The 16111-nt window shown below is 71.5% G+C and carries 18 protein-coding genes; 14 read left to right on the top strand and 4 right to left on the bottom strand.

Translation table 11 applies throughout. The annotated features are described in order from the left end of the window. Window positions 1-7 precede the first annotated feature (7 nt). The gene (cas6e, locus tag CLV63_RS02475; protein WP_106581173.1) at window positions 8-694 is read left to right on the top strand and encodes a type I-E CRISPR-associated protein Cas6/Cse3/CasE; all 687 of its coding nucleotides are present in this window, start codon (window positions 8-10) and stop codon (window positions 692-694) included. Between the two features lie 75 nt (window positions 695-769). On the opposite strand, the gene CLV63_RS02470 is transcribed toward cas6e, so the two are convergent. Then, the gene (locus CLV63_RS02470) at window positions 770-1666 is read right to left on the bottom strand and encodes an NAD(P)-dependent oxidoreductase (RefSeq protein ID WP_106581172.1); all 897 of its coding nucleotides are present in this window, start codon (window positions 1664-1666) and stop codon (window positions 770-772) included. Between the two features lie 126 nt (window positions 1667-1792). On the opposite strand from CLV63_RS02470, the gene CLV63_RS02465 reads away from it, so the two are divergent. The 4 genes from CLV63_RS02465 (at window position 1793) to CLV63_RS02455 (ending at window position 4242) form a co-directional block, all read left to right on the top strand. After that, window positions 1793-2173, top strand: a complete 381-nt coding sequence (locus CLV63_RS02465) for a winged helix-turn-helix transcriptional regulator (protein WP_106581171.1) — start codon at window positions 1793-1795, stop codon at window positions 2171-2173. Between the two features lie 343 nt (window positions 2174-2516). Next, a complete protein-coding gene (locus CLV63_RS33415; protein ID WP_170134123.1) occupies window positions 2517-2693 on the top strand; it encodes a hypothetical protein in 177 nt (58 codons plus the stop codon). After that, entirely contained in the window at window positions 2693-3679 is a 987-nt protein-coding gene (locus tag CLV63_RS02460; RefSeq protein ID WP_106581170.1) for a peptidoglycan-binding protein, read from the top strand. Before CLV63_RS33415 ends, CLV63_RS02460 begins: the two co-directional genes overlap by 1 nt. Window positions 3680-3876: 197 nt before the next feature. Then, the gene (locus CLV63_RS02455) at window positions 3877-4242 is read left to right on the top strand and encodes a hypothetical protein (protein ID WP_106581169.1); all 366 of its coding nucleotides are present in this window, start codon (window positions 3877-3879) and stop codon (window positions 4240-4242) included. Window positions 4243-4348: 106 nt separating this feature from the next. On the opposite strand, the gene CLV63_RS02450 is transcribed toward CLV63_RS02455, so the two are convergent. Beyond that, entirely contained in the window at window positions 4349-4750 is a 402-nt protein-coding gene (locus CLV63_RS02450) for a TetR/AcrR family transcriptional regulator C-terminal domain-containing protein (RefSeq protein ID WP_106581168.1), read from the bottom strand. A gap of 201 nt (window positions 4751-4951) precedes the next feature. On the opposite strand from CLV63_RS02450, the gene CLV63_RS02445 reads away from it, so the two are divergent. The 9 genes from CLV63_RS02445 to CLV63_RS02405 all read left to right on the top strand — a co-directional run bounded on the left by CLV63_RS02445 (window position 4952) and on the right by CLV63_RS02405 (window position 13930). Next, window positions 4952-5530 (top strand): Uma2 family endonuclease, encoded by a 579-nt coding sequence (locus tag CLV63_RS02445; RefSeq protein WP_106581167.1) that lies wholly within the window; start codon window positions 4952-4954, stop codon window positions 5528-5530. Window positions 5531-5686: 156 nt separating this feature from the next. Next, window positions 5687-6472, top strand: coding sequence for a phosphodiesterase (locus CLV63_RS02440; protein WP_106581166.1), 786 nt, complete (start codon window positions 5687-5689; stop codon window positions 6470-6472). A 154-nt stretch (window positions 6473-6626) separates the two neighbouring features. After that, complete coding sequence (locus CLV63_RS02435) at window positions 6627-9107, top strand: FtsK/SpoIIIE family DNA translocase (RefSeq protein WP_106581165.1); 2481 nt, start codon at window positions 6627-6629, stop codon at window positions 9105-9107. Between the two features lie 221 nt (window positions 9108-9328). Continuing rightward, window positions 9329-10147 (top strand): helix-turn-helix domain-containing protein, encoded by an 819-nt coding sequence (locus tag CLV63_RS02430; RefSeq protein WP_170134122.1) that lies wholly within the window; start codon window positions 9329-9331, stop codon window positions 10145-10147. Window positions 10148-10273: 126 nt separating this feature from the next. Continuing rightward, window positions 10274-11704 carry a 30S ribosomal protein S12 methylthiotransferase RimO gene (rimO, locus tag CLV63_RS02425; RefSeq protein WP_106581163.1) on the top strand — a complete coding sequence of 477 codons (1431 nt, stop codon included), beginning with the start codon at window positions 10274-10276 and terminating at the stop codon, window positions 11702-11704. Beyond that, window positions 11701-12297: a CDP-diacylglycerol--glycerol-3-phosphate 3-phosphatidyltransferase gene (gene pgsA, locus CLV63_RS02420; RefSeq protein WP_106581162.1), complete on the top strand. Its 597-nt coding sequence runs from the start codon at window positions 11701-11703 to the stop codon at window positions 12295-12297. The genes rimO and pgsA overlap by 4 nt, the downstream gene beginning before the upstream one ends. Then, window positions 12281-12814, top strand: a complete 534-nt coding sequence (locus tag CLV63_RS02415) for a CinA family protein (RefSeq protein ID WP_394339731.1) — start codon at window positions 12281-12283, stop codon at window positions 12812-12814. The genes pgsA and CLV63_RS02415 overlap by 17 nt, the downstream gene beginning before the upstream one ends. Window positions 12815-12972: 158 nt before the next feature. Then, window positions 12973-13332 (top strand): helix-turn-helix domain-containing protein, encoded by a 360-nt coding sequence (locus CLV63_RS02410; protein WP_106581161.1) that lies wholly within the window; start codon window positions 12973-12975, stop codon window positions 13330-13332. Between the two features lie 130 nt (window positions 13333-13462). After that, entirely contained in the window at window positions 13463-13930 is a 468-nt protein-coding gene (locus CLV63_RS02405; RefSeq protein ID WP_106581160.1) for a Dps family protein, read from the top strand. Window positions 13931-14022: 92 nt separating this feature from the next. On the opposite strand, the gene CLV63_RS02400 is transcribed toward CLV63_RS02405, so the two are convergent. Together CLV63_RS02400 and CLV63_RS02395 are read right to left on the bottom strand one after the other, a co-directional pair. Beyond that, a complete protein-coding gene (locus CLV63_RS02400) occupies window positions 14023-14475 on the bottom strand; it encodes an RrF2 family transcriptional regulator (RefSeq protein ID WP_106581159.1) in 453 nt (150 codons plus the stop codon). Between the two features lie 166 nt (window positions 14476-14641). Continuing rightward, window positions 14642-16093, bottom strand: coding sequence for a glycoside hydrolase family 3 protein (locus CLV63_RS02395; protein WP_106581158.1), 1452 nt, complete (start codon window positions 16091-16093; stop codon window positions 14642-14644). Window positions 16094-16111 lie beyond the last annotated feature (18 nt).

Genomic DNA, 16111 nt, shown 5'->3' with positions numbered 1-16111 from the left:
TGCCCTCCTGAGCTCGTTCGCCGAACTGCTCCCCGGCGGCGACGCGCAGCGGGTGCTGTGGCGGGTGGACGACAACGCCAAGTCCGAGGTCTTCCTCTACCTGGTCAGCCCGGCGGCCCCCGACCTGACCCACCTGGAGGAGCAGGCGGGGTGGCCGACCACGCCGACGTGGCGCACCTTCGAGTACGACACCTTCCTGTCGAAGTTGGCGAAAGGCGATGTCTGGGGGTTCCGGCTCACGGCGAACCCGGTGCACAGCATCCGGCGCAAGGACGGCGAGCCCACGAAGGTCACCGCCCACATCACCCCCCGCCACCAGATGGGGTGGCTGCTCCAGCGGCAGGACGCCGCGGGCTTCAGGATCGTGGAGAAGCCGCACGGGCAGCGGCGGCTGCCCGATGGCGACGACCTGGAGCTGATCGTTCGCGACCGGCGCGACCGCGCCTTCGAGAAGACCGACAAGGCCGACAGGTCCGACGGGAGCGAGGGGAGCGACAGGCCCGACGGGTCCGCCCGGACGGCCGAGACCGGCGGGGCCCGCGGCCGCAAGAACCGGGTCACCCTGGTCACCGCAACGTTCGATGGACGGTTGGAGGTCACCGACCCCGCGGCGCTGCGCCGTACCCTCACCGCAGGACTCGGCCGGGCCAAGGCGTACGGCTGCGGCCTGATGACCCTCGCCCCGGTGGAGTGAGCGGTGCCCACCGCAGGAGGGCTGCTCCCCGCGCGTGTGCGGCTGGAATGGGGGGTTGGGGGTCTTGCGTGGGGCCTACTGGGTGCCCTGGTTGGGGGGTCCGCGGAGGATTTCGGTGACAGCGGAGATTTCCTGGTCGCCGTAACCCTGGTCGGAGGCTTGGCGTAGGCGGTCCCAGATGGGTTTCTGCCAGGTGACGTCGACCCCGGACTCCTGGCCGAGGTCGTGTTCGGCCTGTTCGAGGGTGCGGAAGAGGTCGATCGTGCTGGATGGTTCGCGGTAGTCGCGGCGGTCGATCTGGTCGGCGAACCCCGGGAGGCCAGCCTTGATCATGTCGAGCCCTTTCTCGGCGTGCGGCACGATGCCGGCCGCTGTGTACCCGCGGCTCTGGATCGCGGCTGCGCCCTGGAAGAAGCCCAGCAGCGCGGGCAGCATCAGTCCGCCGACCGCCATCTCGTAGAACGCCGCCAGGTCCGGTTCGTCACCGAGGTGCACGGTGTCGCCACCGAGGACGCGAAGGGTGCGGACGTGCTCGTCGAAGACCTCGCGGTCGCCGCTGTAGCACAGGTGCGTCTCGGGGCCGCCGATGGCGTCGGGGACGTCTTTGACCGAGCCGGCCAGGAACCGGGCCCCGTGTCCTACCGCCCAGGTCGCGGTCTCCCGTGCGCCGATGGGTGCGCCGGAGTTGAGGGTGACCAGGTCCTTGCCGACGAGTGCGGATCCCGCGGGTTCGAGGGCGGCGCGGGTCTCGTCGAAGCCGGTCAGGCAGGTGACGACCAACGGTCCGGCCGCGACCGCCTCCGCCACCGAATCGGCGGCGTGGGCACCCGCGGCGACCAGCGGCCCGGTCTTGGCGGCCGTGCGGTTCCACACCGTTGTCGGATGACCGGCGGCCGCGAATGCCCGGGCCAGCGCCGACCCCATCGACCCGAGTCCGAGTACGGCGACCGGCTTGACGGACGTGTCCTTCATGAAGCGGAGTCCCTCCACCCAGATGATGTTCTGCGGCCTCTATCGTCGCCACGGCACATACGGTTAGGGAAGAACCCACTAATTACTGCGGTACATACCTTCGAGTAAGTGACCGGGAGGAGCGCAATGGCCAAGGCGCCGCGCAACGGCCCCTACGTCTGCGGTATCGACGCCGCGCTCGACGTGGTGAGCGGCAAATGGAAAGGGCTCATCCTCAGGGAGTTGGCTGAGCACGGCATCCGGCGGTTCTCCGAGCTGCGCCGCGCCCTGCCCGGCGTAAGCGAGAAGATGCTCACCCAGCACCTGCGGGAACTCGAAGTCGACACGCTCGTGCACCGCCGGGTCTACGCCGAGGTGCCGCCGCGTGTGGAGTACTCCCTCACCGAGCACGGTCGGACCCTCAACCGCGCCCTCGTGCCCCTCGGTGACTGGGGGTGCGAGCGGATCGTGCGGGAGCGCTCGGAGCTGGTCGAGAAGAGCGACGCGGAGCCGCTGCCCCGGCCGTGAACGGCGCGGGTGCTCCGCGGGGGCCGGGGCGCGGTTCTTCGCCTGGTGTGGCGGGGCGGTCGGGGGCGCTGGAGGGGGTGACGGGATTCCTCTCGGGGCTTCGCTGATTGTCCGCCCACCGCCATCTCGGTCGGCGGCGGCGTGAAATACAGGGTTCTTATCCTGCGGTCGTGGAATCGTCTTCGGCGGATTCTTTCAGTGGGATTCTGTATGCGGATGGTGCCGGTGAGTGTGCTGTCCGGAGTCTGCTGTGGGCGCCGGGAATTGCTTTTATCCGGGGGTTTTCCGGTCTGGTCACCCGCGCGGTGCGGGAGTATTTTTGTGGCCACAGCCTGGAGGAGTCATGGGGCCTGATCGTTCGCCGTCCACAGGGGGAGACGCCCCGCAGGACGAGCAGCTGGAGTTGCTGCGTGAAACCGGGAACGGCAGTACCGATCCCAACGAGGAATTGCTGCTCCGCGAGGAGTTCGGACCGCCCGACGCCAATGGCGTCTTCGGTGCCGTAAAGGGTGAGCCCTGATGCCCGGCGTCAAGGCGATGATCCACGAGGCCGAGAAGTCACTCGGCATTCACGGCCGCCCGAATGACATCACCAAGGATTACGCCGCCCGGAACGGTTCCGGCTTCCGGCGGCAGCCCTGGTGCAACATGGCCATCACCGAATGGGCGCGGCGCTCGGGAAACCACAAGGCCGTCTGCTTCTCGACCGACTACGCGTACACCGTGTGGCACGCCGAGCGGTTCAAGCGGGCCGGCCGGTGGACCGCCGACGTCAGGGGCGTCCGCCGCGGCGACATCGTGTTCTTCGACTGGAACGGGTCCAACCGCGTCGCGGCCATCGACCACATCGGCATCGTCACCAAGGTCGCCAACGGTGTCGTCTACACCATCGAGGGCAACACGTCCGACCGGTGCGCGCGCCGCACCCGGTCCGCCGCCACGATCGTCGGCTACGGCCGCCCGAACTACGCGGGCGGCGGCGGTTCCACCGGCGGGGGCGGTGCGCAGGCGTGGGGCGGCCTGACGACGGTCCGTTCGGTGCGCTCGCAGCAGCAGGCCGTGAACTACCTCCGCTGGCTGTCGGACCTGCCGGTCAGCGGCCACGTCGCCGAGGACGGCGAGGGCGGCCCCGAGACGCTGAGGGGCGTCAGGTGGGTGCAGGGCACCGTGAAGACCGAGGTCGACGGCCAGTGGGGGGCGAAGACGGAGTCCGCGTTCACCGAGTACCTCAAGGGCAACGCCAAGCACCAGATGCACATCGCCGCGAAGGTCAAGGCGCCGTCGGGGTCCCCGGCGCTGCGCCTGGGCTCGGTGGGGACGCGGGTCGCGCGCCTCCAGCGGGCGCTGATGAAGGCGGGGCACCGGCTGCCGCGCTTCGGCGCCGACGGGGAGATGGGCGCCGAGACCGTCAGCGCATTGAAAGCCTTCCAGAGGGCGGCCGACCTGGTCGCCGACGGCGAGTACGACGCCGAGTCGGCTGCCGCGCTGAAGAAGGTCGTGGGTTGAGGACGCGGGCACCGCCCGCCATACCGAGACCCCCCGTTCCCGGGCCGCCGCGCCGGCCGCGAGAGCACCCCCATTCCGACGATCCGAGTTCTCGAGGTAACCGGCCGCAAGGGGGCTGCGGCCGCCCATCCGCCCGCGGGAGCGCAGGGCGCCTGCGTTCCCGCCGCCATCCAGGAGCACACTGTCAGGAGCCCACCGTGAAGATCTTCGGGCACGAGCCCGCCCTGATCATCGCCGTCGTTTCGGCCAGTCTGTCGCTGCTCGTCGTGTTCGGTGTCCCCGGCGTCACCGACGCCACCGCCCCACTGATCGTGGCCGTCGTGACCGCGGTATTCGCGGTCGCCACGGCCTTCACCACCCGCCCGATCGCCCCCGCAGCGTTCACCGGTCTCATCACCGCCGTCGCCGCGCTCCTCGCCGGATACGGCCTGGAGTTCACGGGCGAGCAGGTCGCCGCGGTGAACGCCATGGTCCTGGCCGTCCTGACCCTGATCGCGCGCCAGCAGATCACGCCGCAGGTCAGGACGAAGACCAAAGCGAAGCCCAAGGGGGCGAAGTCCTGAGGGGAGGTCCTGGGGGCACGCTCCGGCCCTCGCCGGACTGGCCTGCCCCGGTGACCCGCCCCGGCGGCCCGCCCCGGGGTCGGCCGCGCCCGGGCGGGTCCTCCGGTCAACTCCGCGGGAGGTGCCGGTGGGCGAGGCCGTCGAGGATGACCTCGATGCCCAGTTCGAAGATGTCGTCCCCGCCGAGCCCCGCGTAGTAGGGCGCCACGCGCCGCAGGTGCTCATGGCCGGCGAGGTGTTCATCGTGGAACGGCGGTGCGGCGTCGGGGGCGGTGTCGTCGGCAGGCCGGACGGCGGTGTGCTCCTCGACCGAGGAGAGGACGTGGGCCGCCAGTAGCCGGGAGACCCCCGCAGCCTCACGCTCGGTGAAGCCGGCGTCGAGCAGGATGCGCACCGTTGTGTCGACGTGGGCGAGCCGGTGCGGGCCGCGGGGCGGTCTCCTCGCGGCGCTGCGGTGGGTGGTCCACGAGGCCCGCCTCTCCGCGCACGCGGGCGGTCCACAAAGCAGGGGCCGACCACTCGTCCAACTGGCCCCGCCTCTCCGCGCACGCGGGCGGTCCCGGGATCACACCGCCGTGCGTGCTCGTGTAGACCCGCCGCTCCGCGCACGCGGGGCGGTCTCCCTGTTGTCTGTAATATTTGTGTTGTCTTCGTGCGTATCTCTTCGAACACGGGGACGGTTCCGTACTGACAGGCATTGGAGGGCGAGATGGGCGCTCAGCCCGTTCCTGATTGGATGGTCCCGCCGCCAGAGGGGTTCCGACCCGCTGATCTTGATCGCCTTTCCGAACTGCCTCCGCATACCGAACTCATCGACGGGAGCCTCATCCTCGTGAGTCCGCAGAGCGTCCTGCACTCACTGGTGATCGACCTCCTGGTCGCCGCACTCAGGGCGCACCTCGTACCCGGTTACCGCGTCCGGCGGGAGATTTCGGTGGTTCTCGACGAGTGGCAGCGCCCTGAGCCCGACGTGATCGTCGTCCGCGATGGAGCCGAGACACAAGGCAGCCGTACGGCCTACCCGGTTGAAACGGTGACTCTGGCAGTCGAAGTCGTCTCGCCCGAGTCGGAGAAGCGGGACCGGGAGCGCAAGCCTCAGCTTTACGCGCACGCGGGGATCGAGCACTTCTGGCGGGTCGAGCTGAAAGAGCAGCGGCCGGTCGTTTATGTCTACGAATTGGACGAGGCAACGCGGTCGTTCGGACTCACAGGTATTCACCACGACCGGTTGACGGTCGGTGTCCCCTTCGCGATCGATGTCGACCTGACCGCTGTCGGCGACATGTGACGACCGAGCCCCCGGAGCACAGACGTGTCGGTGGGGCGCGCGGCGACCACCGCAAGGGCTGGCGTGCGCGGCGGCGGTGACCGTGCTGCGGGTGGCCGGTTTCGCTGTCAGCAGTACGCGCTTGTGCGCGGCCCCCGGTGCGTCCAGGCTGTCCGCATGACCGCCTCCATCGCCCACATCAGCGATCCGCACCTCACCACCGGCGCGCTCGCCGCCGGGCCGGCCTCGGGACTGGGCCGCGCGCTCGCCAGGGTCCTCGCGCTGGACCCCCTCCCCGACTGCGTCGTCATCACCGGCGACCTGGCCGACCACGGCCGCCCCGACGAGTACGCGCAGCTCGCCGAGTTGACCGACGGGTTCCCCCTCCCGCTGCACCTGGTCACCGGCAACCACGACGACCGCGGCGCCCTGCTGGACGCCTTCGGCGGCACCGACCGCCTCGGCGGCGGCGGCGAGGCGCACTACGCGGTCGAGCACCCCGAGGCGACGGTCGTCGTGCTCGACTCCCTGATCCCGGGCGAGGGCTCGGGGCGGCTCGGCGCCGACCAGCTCGACTTCCTCGACAAGGCCCTGGCGGGCCGCCCCGACGTCCCGGCGTTCGTGTGCCTGCACCACCCGCCGATCCCCGTGGGGATCCCCTTCCTCGACGGGATGCGGCTCATCGACGGCGACGCACTGGGCGAGGTGGTCGCCCGCCACCCGCACGTCGCCCGCGTCCTGGGCGGGCACATCCACCGGCCCATCACCGCGGCGTTCGCGGGGAGCACCCTCGCGCTCGCGCCGAGCACCTACCGGCAGAGCGAACTGCGCATGCGCCCCGACCAGATGGTGGGCTACCTGGCGGAGCCGACGGCGTTCCTGCTGCACGTCCTGACCGGCTCCGGCTGCGTCACCCACACAGTGCCGGTCAGCCACGCCGGGGGGCTGCTCGGCGGGTTCTGACACCGGGGCCCCGACCTCAGGACCCGGCCCTCAGGACCCCGACACCAGATCCCCAACCTCAGGTCCCCCACACCGGGTCCCCGGCCCGCCGGGTCCGCGACACGCCGGGCGCGGTCGCTGATTCGGCGGGCCGGTCCTTAGTAGGGTGCCCATCATGGCCACCCGTGCGCCCAAGACCCCTCAGCGATCAGGTGGCGGCGGAGGGGCGGGCAAGAAGAGCTCCACCGCCCCGCGCCGAACCCAGGGCTCCTCGGCACGCACGCGCAAGGCGCCGCCGAAGAAGCCCGTCCCCAACGCCTCGGACGGCCCGGTCGCGTTCCTCTTCCTGTGGTTCGGCAAGTGCCTGCTGCTGCTGTGGAAACTGCTCGCGCACACCGTGGGCGGCCTGGCGCGCGCTGTGGGCCGCAGCGCGCGCGACCTCGATCCCGACCTCCGCCGCGACGGCGCGGGCCTGGTGCTGCTCGCCCTGGGCCTGCTCATCGCCGCCGCCGTGTGGTGGGAGACCGACGGCGAACTCCTCGAAGTGACCCGCATGGTCGTGGTGGGCGCCTTCGGGACGTTCTCCCCGGTGCTCCCGCTGCTGTTCCTGCCGTTCGCGTGGCGGCTCATGCGCACCCCCGGCACCGGCGAGACCGACGTCGGGCGGCTGTTCATCGGCGCCACCGCGCTGCTGGTGGGCCTCCTCGGGCTCATCCACATCGGGCAGGGCATCCCGTGGCCGTCCGACGGCCAGCTCGCCATCCGCCGCGCGGGCGGCATGATCGGGTTCGCGGCGTCCGGCCCGCTCTCGCAGGTCCTCACCCCGTGGGTGACCGGGATCCTGCTCGTGATGCTGATGCTGTTCGGGCTGCTGGTGGTCACGGCGACCCCCATCTACCGCATTCCCGACCGCCTGCGCGACCTCTTCGGCCCCATGATGGCGCGCGACGACTCGCCCGACTCCGGGGTGGGGATCCTCGACGGGGAGTCGCCGCCCCGCCCCCGCGCGAAGAAGAAGCGGGCCGCGCCCGCCGACGAGGTCGAGACGGTCGCCGGCGACAACGAGCGCCCCTACGACACACCCGTCGTCGACACGGCGCCCGAGACCAAACCCAAGCCGCGCCCCGCACCGGAGCCCTCGCCGCCGCCCGCGGCGGTGGAGCAGCTGTCGATCCCCTCCCGGGTGGTCGACGGCGACTACGAGCTGCCTGCCCCGATGCTGCTCAAGCCGGGCAGCCCGGTGAAGGCCCGCACCAAGGCGAACGACGTCGTCGTGGAGGCCCTCACCGGGGTCATGGAGCAGTTCAACATCGACGCCGAGGTCACCGGCTTCACCCGCGGCCCGACGGTGACCCGCTACGAGATCGAGCTCGGCCCCGCCGTGAAGGTGGAGAAGGTCACCGCGCTCACCCGCAACATCTCGCTGTCGGTCAAGAGCGCCGACGTGCGGATCCTCTCGCCCATCCCCGGCAAGTCCGCCATCGGCGTGGAGATCCCCAACACCGACAAGGACATCGTCAGCCTCGGCGACGTCATGACCTCCACTGCCGCCACCTCCGACGACCACCCGATGCTGGTGGGGCTCGGCAAGGACGTCGAGGGGGCCAACGTGGTGGCGAACCTGGCGAAGATGCCGCACGTCCTGGTCGCGGGCGCCACCGGTGCCGGCAAGTCCACCTGCATCAACGGGCTCATCACCTCGATCATGATGCGGGCGACGCCCGACGAGGTGCGGCTCATCCTGGTCGACCCCAAGCGGGTCGAACTCACCATGTACGAGGGCATCCCGCACCTCATCACGCCCATCATCACCAGCCCCAAGAAGGCCGCCGACGCGTTGCAGTGGGTCGTGGGGGAGATGGACCGCCGCTACGACGACCTCGCCGCGTCGGGGTACCGCCACGTCGACGACTTCAACGCCGCCGTGCGCAAGGGCGAACTGGTCGCCCCGCCGGGGAGCGAGCGCGAGTACCGGCCCTACCCCTACATGCTGGTGATCGTGGACGAGCTGGCCGACCTGATGATGGTCGCCCCGCGCGACGTCGAGGACTCCGTCGTGCGCATCACCCAGCTCGCCCGCGCCGCGGGCATCCACCTGGTGCTCGCCACCCAGCGGCCCAGCGTCGACGTCGTGACCGGCCTCATCAAGGCGAACGTCCCCTCGCGGCTGGCCTTCGCCACGTCCAGCCTCTCGGACAGCCGGGTCATCCTCGACCAGCCGGGCGCCGAGAAGCTCGTCGGCAAGGGCGACGCGCTGTTCCTGCCCATGGGCTCCTCCAAGCCCATCCGCTTGCAGAACGCCTGGGTGTCGGAGAAGGAGATCCGGGCGATCGTCGACCACTGCAAGAAGCAGGCCGAACCCAGCTACCGCGAGGACGTCGGCGCCGCCGAGGCCCAGAAGAAGGAGATCGACGAGGAGGTCGGCGACGACCTCGACCTGCTGGTCCAGGCCGTGGAGCTCGTCGTGACCACCCAGTTCGGCTCGACGTCGATGCTCCAGCGCAAGCTGCGGGTCGGCTTCGCGAAGGCCGGGCGGCTCATGGACCTGATGGAGAGCAGGGACATCGTGGGGCCCAGCGAGGGGTCCAAGGCGCGCGACGTCCTCGTCCAGCCCGATGACCTTCCGGGCACACTCGCCCTGCTGCGGGGGGATTGATGCCGTGCGTCACCCCATGACCGTTTCTTGACTCCGGCACCGGGCGTGTCAGCGTCTCCGCGCGCACCGTTCGTCTCACAGTGGGTAGTGACGTAGTAGCGGTTCGCGCGGGGGTGCCGGGGGAGGCCGCAGGGGGTGCGCAACCCCCACTCCGCAGCGGGTCGGCTCCAGTGGGGCTCTCCGGGCGCTCGCACCCGGGGACCAGGGGAGGGAGCGGACATTTGAGCACGATCGGCCGGACCCTTGCGGCGATCCGAGAACAGGCCGGATACACGGTCGCCGGGTTGAGCGGACGCACCTGCATCCGCGAGCAGGTCCTCGAAGCCATGGAGGCGGACGACTTCGCGCCCTGCGGCGGCGACTTCTACGCCCGCGGCCACATCCGCTCGCTGTGCCGCGAACTCGGCGTCGACGCCGCCCCCCTCATCGAGCGTTTCGACCGCGAGCACGCCGGCCGCCCCGAGACGGCCGCCAGCCCGGAGGAGCTGTTCGCCGCCGCGCCGCAGCCCGGCTTCGAGCAGGCGCAGCGCCGCAAGTGGCCGATCTTCGTCGCGGCCGCCCTCGCCACGGCGGGGATCCTCGCCGCGGCGCACGCCTGGCCGAAGGGCGGCCAGGAGGAGCACGCCGGGTCCGAGGCCGTGGCGCGCGGCGTCTCCGGCAGCGCCGACGAGCGGCCGCAGCCCCCCGGCGGCACCGGCGCAGCGGAGCGCCGCGAGCAGGAGCGCGCCGCGCAGCAGCGGCGGGAGGAGGCGCAACGGGAACGCGAGAAGGCGCAGCGCGCCGCGGAGCAGATCACTCTCAGGCTCAGCGCCGACCAGCGGACCTGGGTGCGGGTCGACTCCGCCGACGGCGAGGACCTGTTCACCGGCACGCTCACGCCGGGGCAGAGCCGGGACGTGCGCGGCGAGAAGCTGCTGCGGCTCAGCCTCGGCAACGCGGGCGGGGTGCGCCTCACGGTCAACGGCGCGGACCACGGGCCGGCCGGCCCCAAGGGCAAGGTGACCCGGGTCACCGTCGGCCCCGACGGTCCGACGTCCTGACCTGCGGTTCCGGGCTTCGGGGCTGGGGGTCGGACCGGCGCGTGCGTGAGCGCGGTCGCGGACGGCCTACCCTGGAGGACGCGGCAGCAGCGCCGCCCCCACCGGACTCCCGTACCCTTGGAAGCTATGTCATCGCGCCGCACGGTCTCGCTCGTCACCCTCGGGTGCGCGCGCAATGAGGTCGACTCCGAAGAACTCGCCGGGCGGCTGTCCGCCGGCGGCTGGGACCTTGTCGACGCCGAAGGGCAGGACGCCGACGTCGTCGTCGTCAACACCTGCGGCTTCATCGACGCCGCCAAGCAGGACTCAATCGACGCCCTGCTGAACGCCGCCGAAGACGGCACCAAGGTGGTCGCTGCCGGCTGCATGGCCGAGCGCTACGGCTCGGAGCTCGCCGAGGCCCTGCCCGAGGCGCAGGTCATCGGCTTCGACGACTACGCGCAGATCGGCGACCGCCTGGACGACGTCGTCGCCGGGCGGCCCCTGGCGCCGCACAGTCCGCGCGATCGCCGCACCCTGCTTCCCATTTCGCCGGTGGAGCGCGGCGCGCACGACGCCTACGTCCCCGGGCACACCGGGCTCGACCCCTTGCCCGACGGCGTCGCGCCGGCCTCGGGCCCCTACATCCCGCGGCGCCGCCTCACGGGCGGCCCGGTCGCCAACCTGAAGATCGCGTCGGGCTGCGACCGCCGCTGCACGTTCTGCGCCATCCCCGCGTTCCGCGGCGCCTACATCTCCCGCACCCCCGACGACGTCGTCCGCGAGGCCGAATGGCTGGCCGGCGAGGGCGTCCGCGAACTCTTCCTGGTCAGCGAGAACTCCACGTCCTACGGGAAGGACCTCGGCGACCTCCGCGCGCTCGAGACACTGCTCCCGCGCCTCGCCGCGGTCGACGGGATCGAGCGGGTCAGGGTCTCCTACCTCCAGCCCGCCGAGGTGCGCCCCGGCCTGATCGACGTCCTCACCTCGACCCCCGGTGTCGTCCCCTACTTCGACCTGTCCTTCCAGCACGCCAGCGGCACCCTGCTGCGGCGCATGCGCCGGTTCGGCGACCGGGAGCGTTTCCTCGACCTGCTCGCGACCGCCCGCAAGAACGCCCCCGAGGCCGGCGCCCGCTCCAACTTCATCGTCGGCTTCCCCGGCGAGACAGAGGAAGAGTTCGCCGAGCTGTACTCCTTCCTCGAAGAGGCGCGGCTCGACGCCATCGGGGTGTTCGGGTACTCCGACGAGGACGGCACCGAGGCCGCCGGGCACGACGCCAAACTCGACGACGACGTCATCGCCGAGCGCGTCGACCGCCTCAACCGGCTCGCCGAGGAGCTCATGGCGCAGCGGGCCGAGGAGCGCATCGGCTCCGAGGTGCGGGTGCTCATCGAGGCGCAACTGGACGACGGCGTCTACGAGGGCCGCTCCGACCACCAGGCGCCCGAGGTCGACGGCAGTACCATTGTGTACGGCGACGGACTGGAGATCGGTTCGATCGTGAGCGCAACCGTTCTCCAGGCCGCGGGGGCCGACCTCATCGCCGAGACCGACGACCCGGTGGATGCACGATGAACAGCCACGATTCCGCAGCGGCGTCGGCGCCCCAGGCGCCGGTGGTCAACATCGCCAACGCCTTGACCGTCATTCGCCTGGTCATGGTGCCGCTGTTCGTCGTGTTCATGTTCCTCGATCACCCCGGCTGGCGCTATGCGGCGTTCGTGGTGTTCGTGCTCGCCGCCATCACCGACCACATCGACGGCGAGATCGCCCGGCGGCGCAACCTCGTCACCGATTTCGGCAAGATCGCCGACCCCATCGCCGACAAGGCGCTCACCGGCGGCGCCCTCGTGGTGCTGTCGATGCTGGGCGAGCTGTGGTGGTGGGTGACCATCTGCATCCTGGTGCGCGAGCTGGGCGTCACCGCGCTGCGCTTCGTCGTCATCCGGTACGGCGTCATCGCGGCGAGCCCGGGCGGGAAGCTCAAGACGGTGTTGCAGATCGTCGCCATCAGCGTCTACGTCTGCCCCCTGCCCGAACCGCTCCACTTCGTCGCGCACATCATCATGGGCGCCGCCCTGCTGGTCACCCTGTGGACCGGCGGCGACTACGTCGTCAAGGCGCTGAAGCTGCGGCATTCGGCGAAGGCCCGTGGCGCCGGTTCCTGAGCGGCCCCGTCCGGATCAGCCCGGCGAGGGGCCGCGCGGCGCCGCCGCCCGGCTGCACCGGATGCTGGTCGAGCGGGGCCTGACCCTCGCCGCCGCCGAGTCCCTGACCGGCGGCCTCATCGGCGCGACCATCACCGCCGTGCCGGGCGTCTCGGCCAGCTACCTGGGCGGGGTCATCAGCTACGACAACCAGGTGAAGACCGGCGTGCTCGGCGTTCCCGCCGACCTGCTGGAACGGTGCGGCGCCGTGCACCCCGAGGTGGCGACCGCCATGGCGCTGGGGGTGCGCCGGCTCGTCCCGGCCACATTCGGCCTCGCCGTCACCGGGGTCGCCGGGCCCGACCCCCAGGACGGCCGGCCGCCCGGCACCGTTTTCGCCGCCGTCGCCGGCCCCGGCGGGAGCGTCCGGAGCGCTGAGTTCGCTCTCAGCGGAGACCGGGCGCTCATCAGGAACGACACGGTTCTGCACGGTTTGGAGCTGGTCGCGGCGATGGTGGCCGAGATCAAGCCGAAATAACGGGCTCCCCCCTGTTCAAGCCGGGCAAACGCGGGAACAAACCGGCATCAGGATCGTGTTACCCCTCCAGCGAACAGATGGCCGTGAGGTGCGACGATCAGGCTTCGGGCAGGTACGGTGTTTTGTATGAAGGTCGCTACCGGTGGGAGGGAGCACGAATGATGGTCCTGCTTCGTCACCTACTGGGTGACGTGCTACGGCAGATGCGCCAGCGGCAGGGCCGGACCCTCCGCGAGGTCTCGGCCGACGCCAGGGTTTCGCTCGGCTACCTCTCGGAGGTCGAGCGGGGGCAGAAAGAGGCGTCGTCGGAGCTCCTCTCCTCCATCTGCGGCGCCCTCGGTGTCCCGCTGTCGCAGGTACTCCGCGACGTCGCCGACCAGTTGGCGCTCGCCGAACTCCAGGAGGCGGCGCTGCTCGGCGGTTCCGTGCAGTCCGATTCCGTCGGCTCTCCCCGTTCCCTGGGCATCGACTCGGTGCCCGACCGCGTCCCCGATGTGGTCGACATGGTCGGCGTCTAGGGGCCGCCCCAGTCCATGCCCATCCCCTAGTCGGTCGCAGCGCGGCGGCCGACGTAGTTTTGCCCGGAACTCCCCGGGCAGTGGTCGGGTTGCCTCGGCAACAGTAGGAGACCAGGGGGGATGATCCGGCATGCCGAAGATCCACGGTTCACTGTCCGATGATGCGAAGTCCGTCACCGGCGAGGCCCTTCAGGGCTGTGTTGTGGACCTCATCGACCTTTCACTGCTGGCGAAGCAGGCGCACTGGAACGTCATCGGGCGGAACTTCCGCTCCGTGCACCTCCAGCTCGACGCCCTCGTCGAAGCGGCACGCGAGCACACCGACGTCCTCGCCGAGCGCTCGGTCGCCATCGGGGTGTCGCCCGACGGGCGGTCCACGACCGTCTCCCGCGACACCAAGCTCGTCCAGCCCGAATCGGGCCTGCTCTCCGACGACAAGGTCATCGGCCTCATCGTCGACTCGCTGAGCGTGGTCGTGAAGCGGTTCCGCGACCGGATCGCCGCCACCGAGGAGGCCGACCCGGTCAGCCAGGACCTCGTCATCGCCGCGTCGCAGGACCTGGAGCAGCAGCACTGGATGTTCGAGGCGATGCGCTGACCCGCGCACGGCGCGCATGGCACGCACAGGGCCGGTGGCGGCCCTCTCAGGGGGCCGCCACCGGCCCTTCGCACGTGTGCGGGCCCGCGGCGCTAGCTCGCCCAGGCGCCGGGGTCCTCAGCGAGTGTGCGCACCGACTCCGGCAGGCTGCCCGTTGCGACGTCGTTGAGTGTGACGGTCTCCAGGATGGCGCGCTCGCTGGCGCGCAGCGCGATCCACACCTGCTGGAGGCTGCGCGCCGCACCGTCGTAGTCGACGTGTTCGGGGCGTTCACCGCGGACGTTGGCGAGCGGTCCGTCGACCGCGCGGATGATGTCGGCCAGGGAGATCTCCCCGGCCGGGCGGGCCAGCCAGTAGCCGCCCACCGGACCCCGCTGGCTGCGCACCAGGCCGGCGCGGCGCAGCTGGGTGAGGATGTTCTCCAGGAATTTACCGGGGATGGCCTGGGCGCGCGCGAGTTGTTCGGCCGTCACCGGACCGCCACTGGCGGCAGCGAGTTCGGCCGCGGCGCGCAACGCGTAATCGACCCGGGCAGAAAGGCGCATGCTGCGATTATGCCGTGAAGATCGGGCGGTTCGGGTCAATCGGGCGGCCGCATGGCGGAGTGGGCTTGCTGGTGACGCGCATTTCGACTTCTCCTACCGGTCAGGCCGGGTGTCGCGGAACGGGTGAACGGCGGCGCGGGACGCGCCGGAGCGGCCCGCACCGCCTTCAGCGTATCGACGCGGGGGCCGGTGAGCCCAGCACCTCGGCGGCGCTCTGCCCGTTGACGCGCGCCGCGCCATGCGTGGTGACGAACGCGCGGCTGTCGGGCCGCCACATGGGCAGGCCCATCTCGACGACGACGACGTCGTCGCGCTGCCGGCACAGCTCCTCGACAACTGCGCGGGTGCGCGGGTACCGGTGCGCGTCGCGCACGACCACGACCAGGGTCCGCCCCTCGGCGCCGCGCAGCACCTCGGCCGCCGTGGTGTGCTCGGGGTCGACCCGCAGCGCGCCCGGGTACCAGGGCGCCAGCCCCCACGGGACCTCGCCCACGGCGATACCGAGCGGCGCGTCGAGCTCCACGACAACGGGGTCCGCCATCGGCGGCAGGGTGCCGCTCACGCGCACCGCCCGGCGGGCGGCGTCGAGTCCCACGTAGGCGCGCGGCGGCTCCCCCGTGGGCTCGGCGGTCCAGGAGCGCAGCGCCGTGATGCGCTCGGCGGCCTGCTCCAGCCGGTCGGCGCTGAGGCGGCCGGTGCGGGCCGCCTCGACGATCGCCGCGCGGATCTGCGCGACCTGGTCGGCGTAGACGAAGCGGCCCAGGCAGAGCAGGTCGCAGCCTGCCGCGAGGGCGCGGACCGCCGCCTCGGGGATGCCGATCTCGCCGCTCACGCCCTGCATGTCGAGCGCGTCGGTGACGACGACCCCGTCGAACCCGAGCCGGCCGCGCAGCAGCCCGGTGATGATCTCGGGCGTCAGCGTGGCCGGGGCGGTCAGGCCCAGGGCCGGGAGCTGGATGTGGGCGGTCAGCACGCTCTTGACCCCCGCGGCGACGGCCGCTCGGAAGGGGCGCAGTTCGCGGCGTTCGAGGAGGTCGACGTCTGCGTCGATGACCGGGAGCTCGTGGTGGGAGTCCTGGTGGGTGGAGCCGTGGCCGGGGAAGTGCTTGGCGCAGGCCGCGACCCCGCCCTGCTGGAGCCCTGTGACGGCCGCGGCCGCGTGCCGGACCACCAGTGCGGGGTCCGCGCCGAAGGAGCGGGTGCCGATGACCGGGTTGTCGGCGGCGGTGTTGACGTCCACCGACGGGGCGAGGTCGAGGGTGAAGCCCAGGCCGCGCAGCTCGGCGCCCAGCGCCCGGTGCACCTCGCGGGTCAGCGCGGGGTCGTCGATGGCGCCCAGTGCCGCGTTGCCGGGGTACTCGCTGCCGGCGGCCTGCCCGATGCGGGTGACGTCGCCGCCCTCTTCGTCCAGCGACACCAGTGGGTGGTCGGCCGCCTCCGCCAGCCTGCGGTTCAACGCGGTGACCTGCTCGGCGCCGCTGATGTTGTTGTGGAACAGGCACACTCCGGCCAGGCCCTCGCCGAGGCCGTCGAGTACCCACCGCGGTGCGGTGTGCGACTCGAAGGGGACCAGCAGGGTGGAGTTTGCGAGGCGTTCCAGGCTCCGATCCGCGGGCATCGCGGGCTCCGATCGTGT

Source organism: Murinocardiopsis flavida (genome assembly GCF_003014485.1).
Taxonomy (GTDB): domain Bacteria; phylum Actinomycetota; class Actinomycetes; order Streptosporangiales; family Streptosporangiaceae; genus Murinocardiopsis; species Murinocardiopsis flavida.
This window is presented reverse-complemented; position numbering and strand designations above follow the sequence as displayed.

Excerpts from the sequence above, each read along its gene's own strand:
- CLV63_RS02470 (WP_106581172.1), bottom strand. The coding sequence starts at position 1,666 with ATGAAGGACACGTCCGTCAAGCCGGTCGCCGTACTCGGACTCGGGTCG.
- CLV63_RS02465 (WP_106581171.1), top strand. The coding sequence starts at position 1,793 with ATGGCCAAGGCGCCGCGCAACGGCCCCTACGTCTGCGGTATCGACGCC.
- CLV63_RS33415 (WP_170134123.1), top strand. The coding sequence starts at position 2,517 with ATGGGGCCTGATCGTTCGCCGTCCACAGGGGGAGACGCCCCGCAGGAC.
- CLV63_RS02460 (WP_106581170.1), top strand. The coding sequence starts at position 2,693 with ATGCCCGGCGTCAAGGCGATGATCCACGAGGCCGAGAAGTCACTCGGC.
- CLV63_RS02445 (WP_106581167.1), top strand. The coding sequence starts at position 4,952 with ATGGGCGCTCAGCCCGTTCCTGATTGGATGGTCCCGCCGCCAGAGGGG.
- CLV63_RS02440 (WP_106581166.1), top strand. The coding sequence starts at position 5,687 with ATGACCGCCTCCATCGCCCACATCAGCGATCCGCACCTCACCACCGGC.
- CLV63_RS02435 (WP_106581165.1), top strand. The coding sequence starts at position 6,627 with ATGGCCACCCGTGCGCCCAAGACCCCTCAGCGATCAGGTGGCGGCGGA.
- rimO (WP_106581163.1), top strand. The coding sequence starts at position 10,274 with ATGTCATCGCGCCGCACGGTCTCGCTCGTCACCCTCGGGTGCGCGCGC.
- pgsA (WP_106581162.1), top strand. The coding sequence starts at position 11,701 with ATGAACAGCCACGATTCCGCAGCGGCGTCGGCGCCCCAGGCGCCGGTG.
- CLV63_RS02410 (WP_106581161.1), top strand. The coding sequence starts at position 12,973 with ATGATGGTCCTGCTTCGTCACCTACTGGGTGACGTGCTACGGCAGATG.
- CLV63_RS02405 (WP_106581160.1), top strand. The coding sequence starts at position 13,463 with ATGCCGAAGATCCACGGTTCACTGTCCGATGATGCGAAGTCCGTCACC.
- CLV63_RS02400 (WP_106581159.1), bottom strand. The coding sequence starts at position 14,475 with ATGCGCCTTTCTGCCCGGGTCGATTACGCGTTGCGCGCCGCGGCCGAA.
- CLV63_RS02395 (WP_106581158.1), bottom strand. The coding sequence starts at position 16,093 with ATGCCCGCGGATCGGAGCCTGGAACGCCTCGCAAACTCCACCCTGCTG.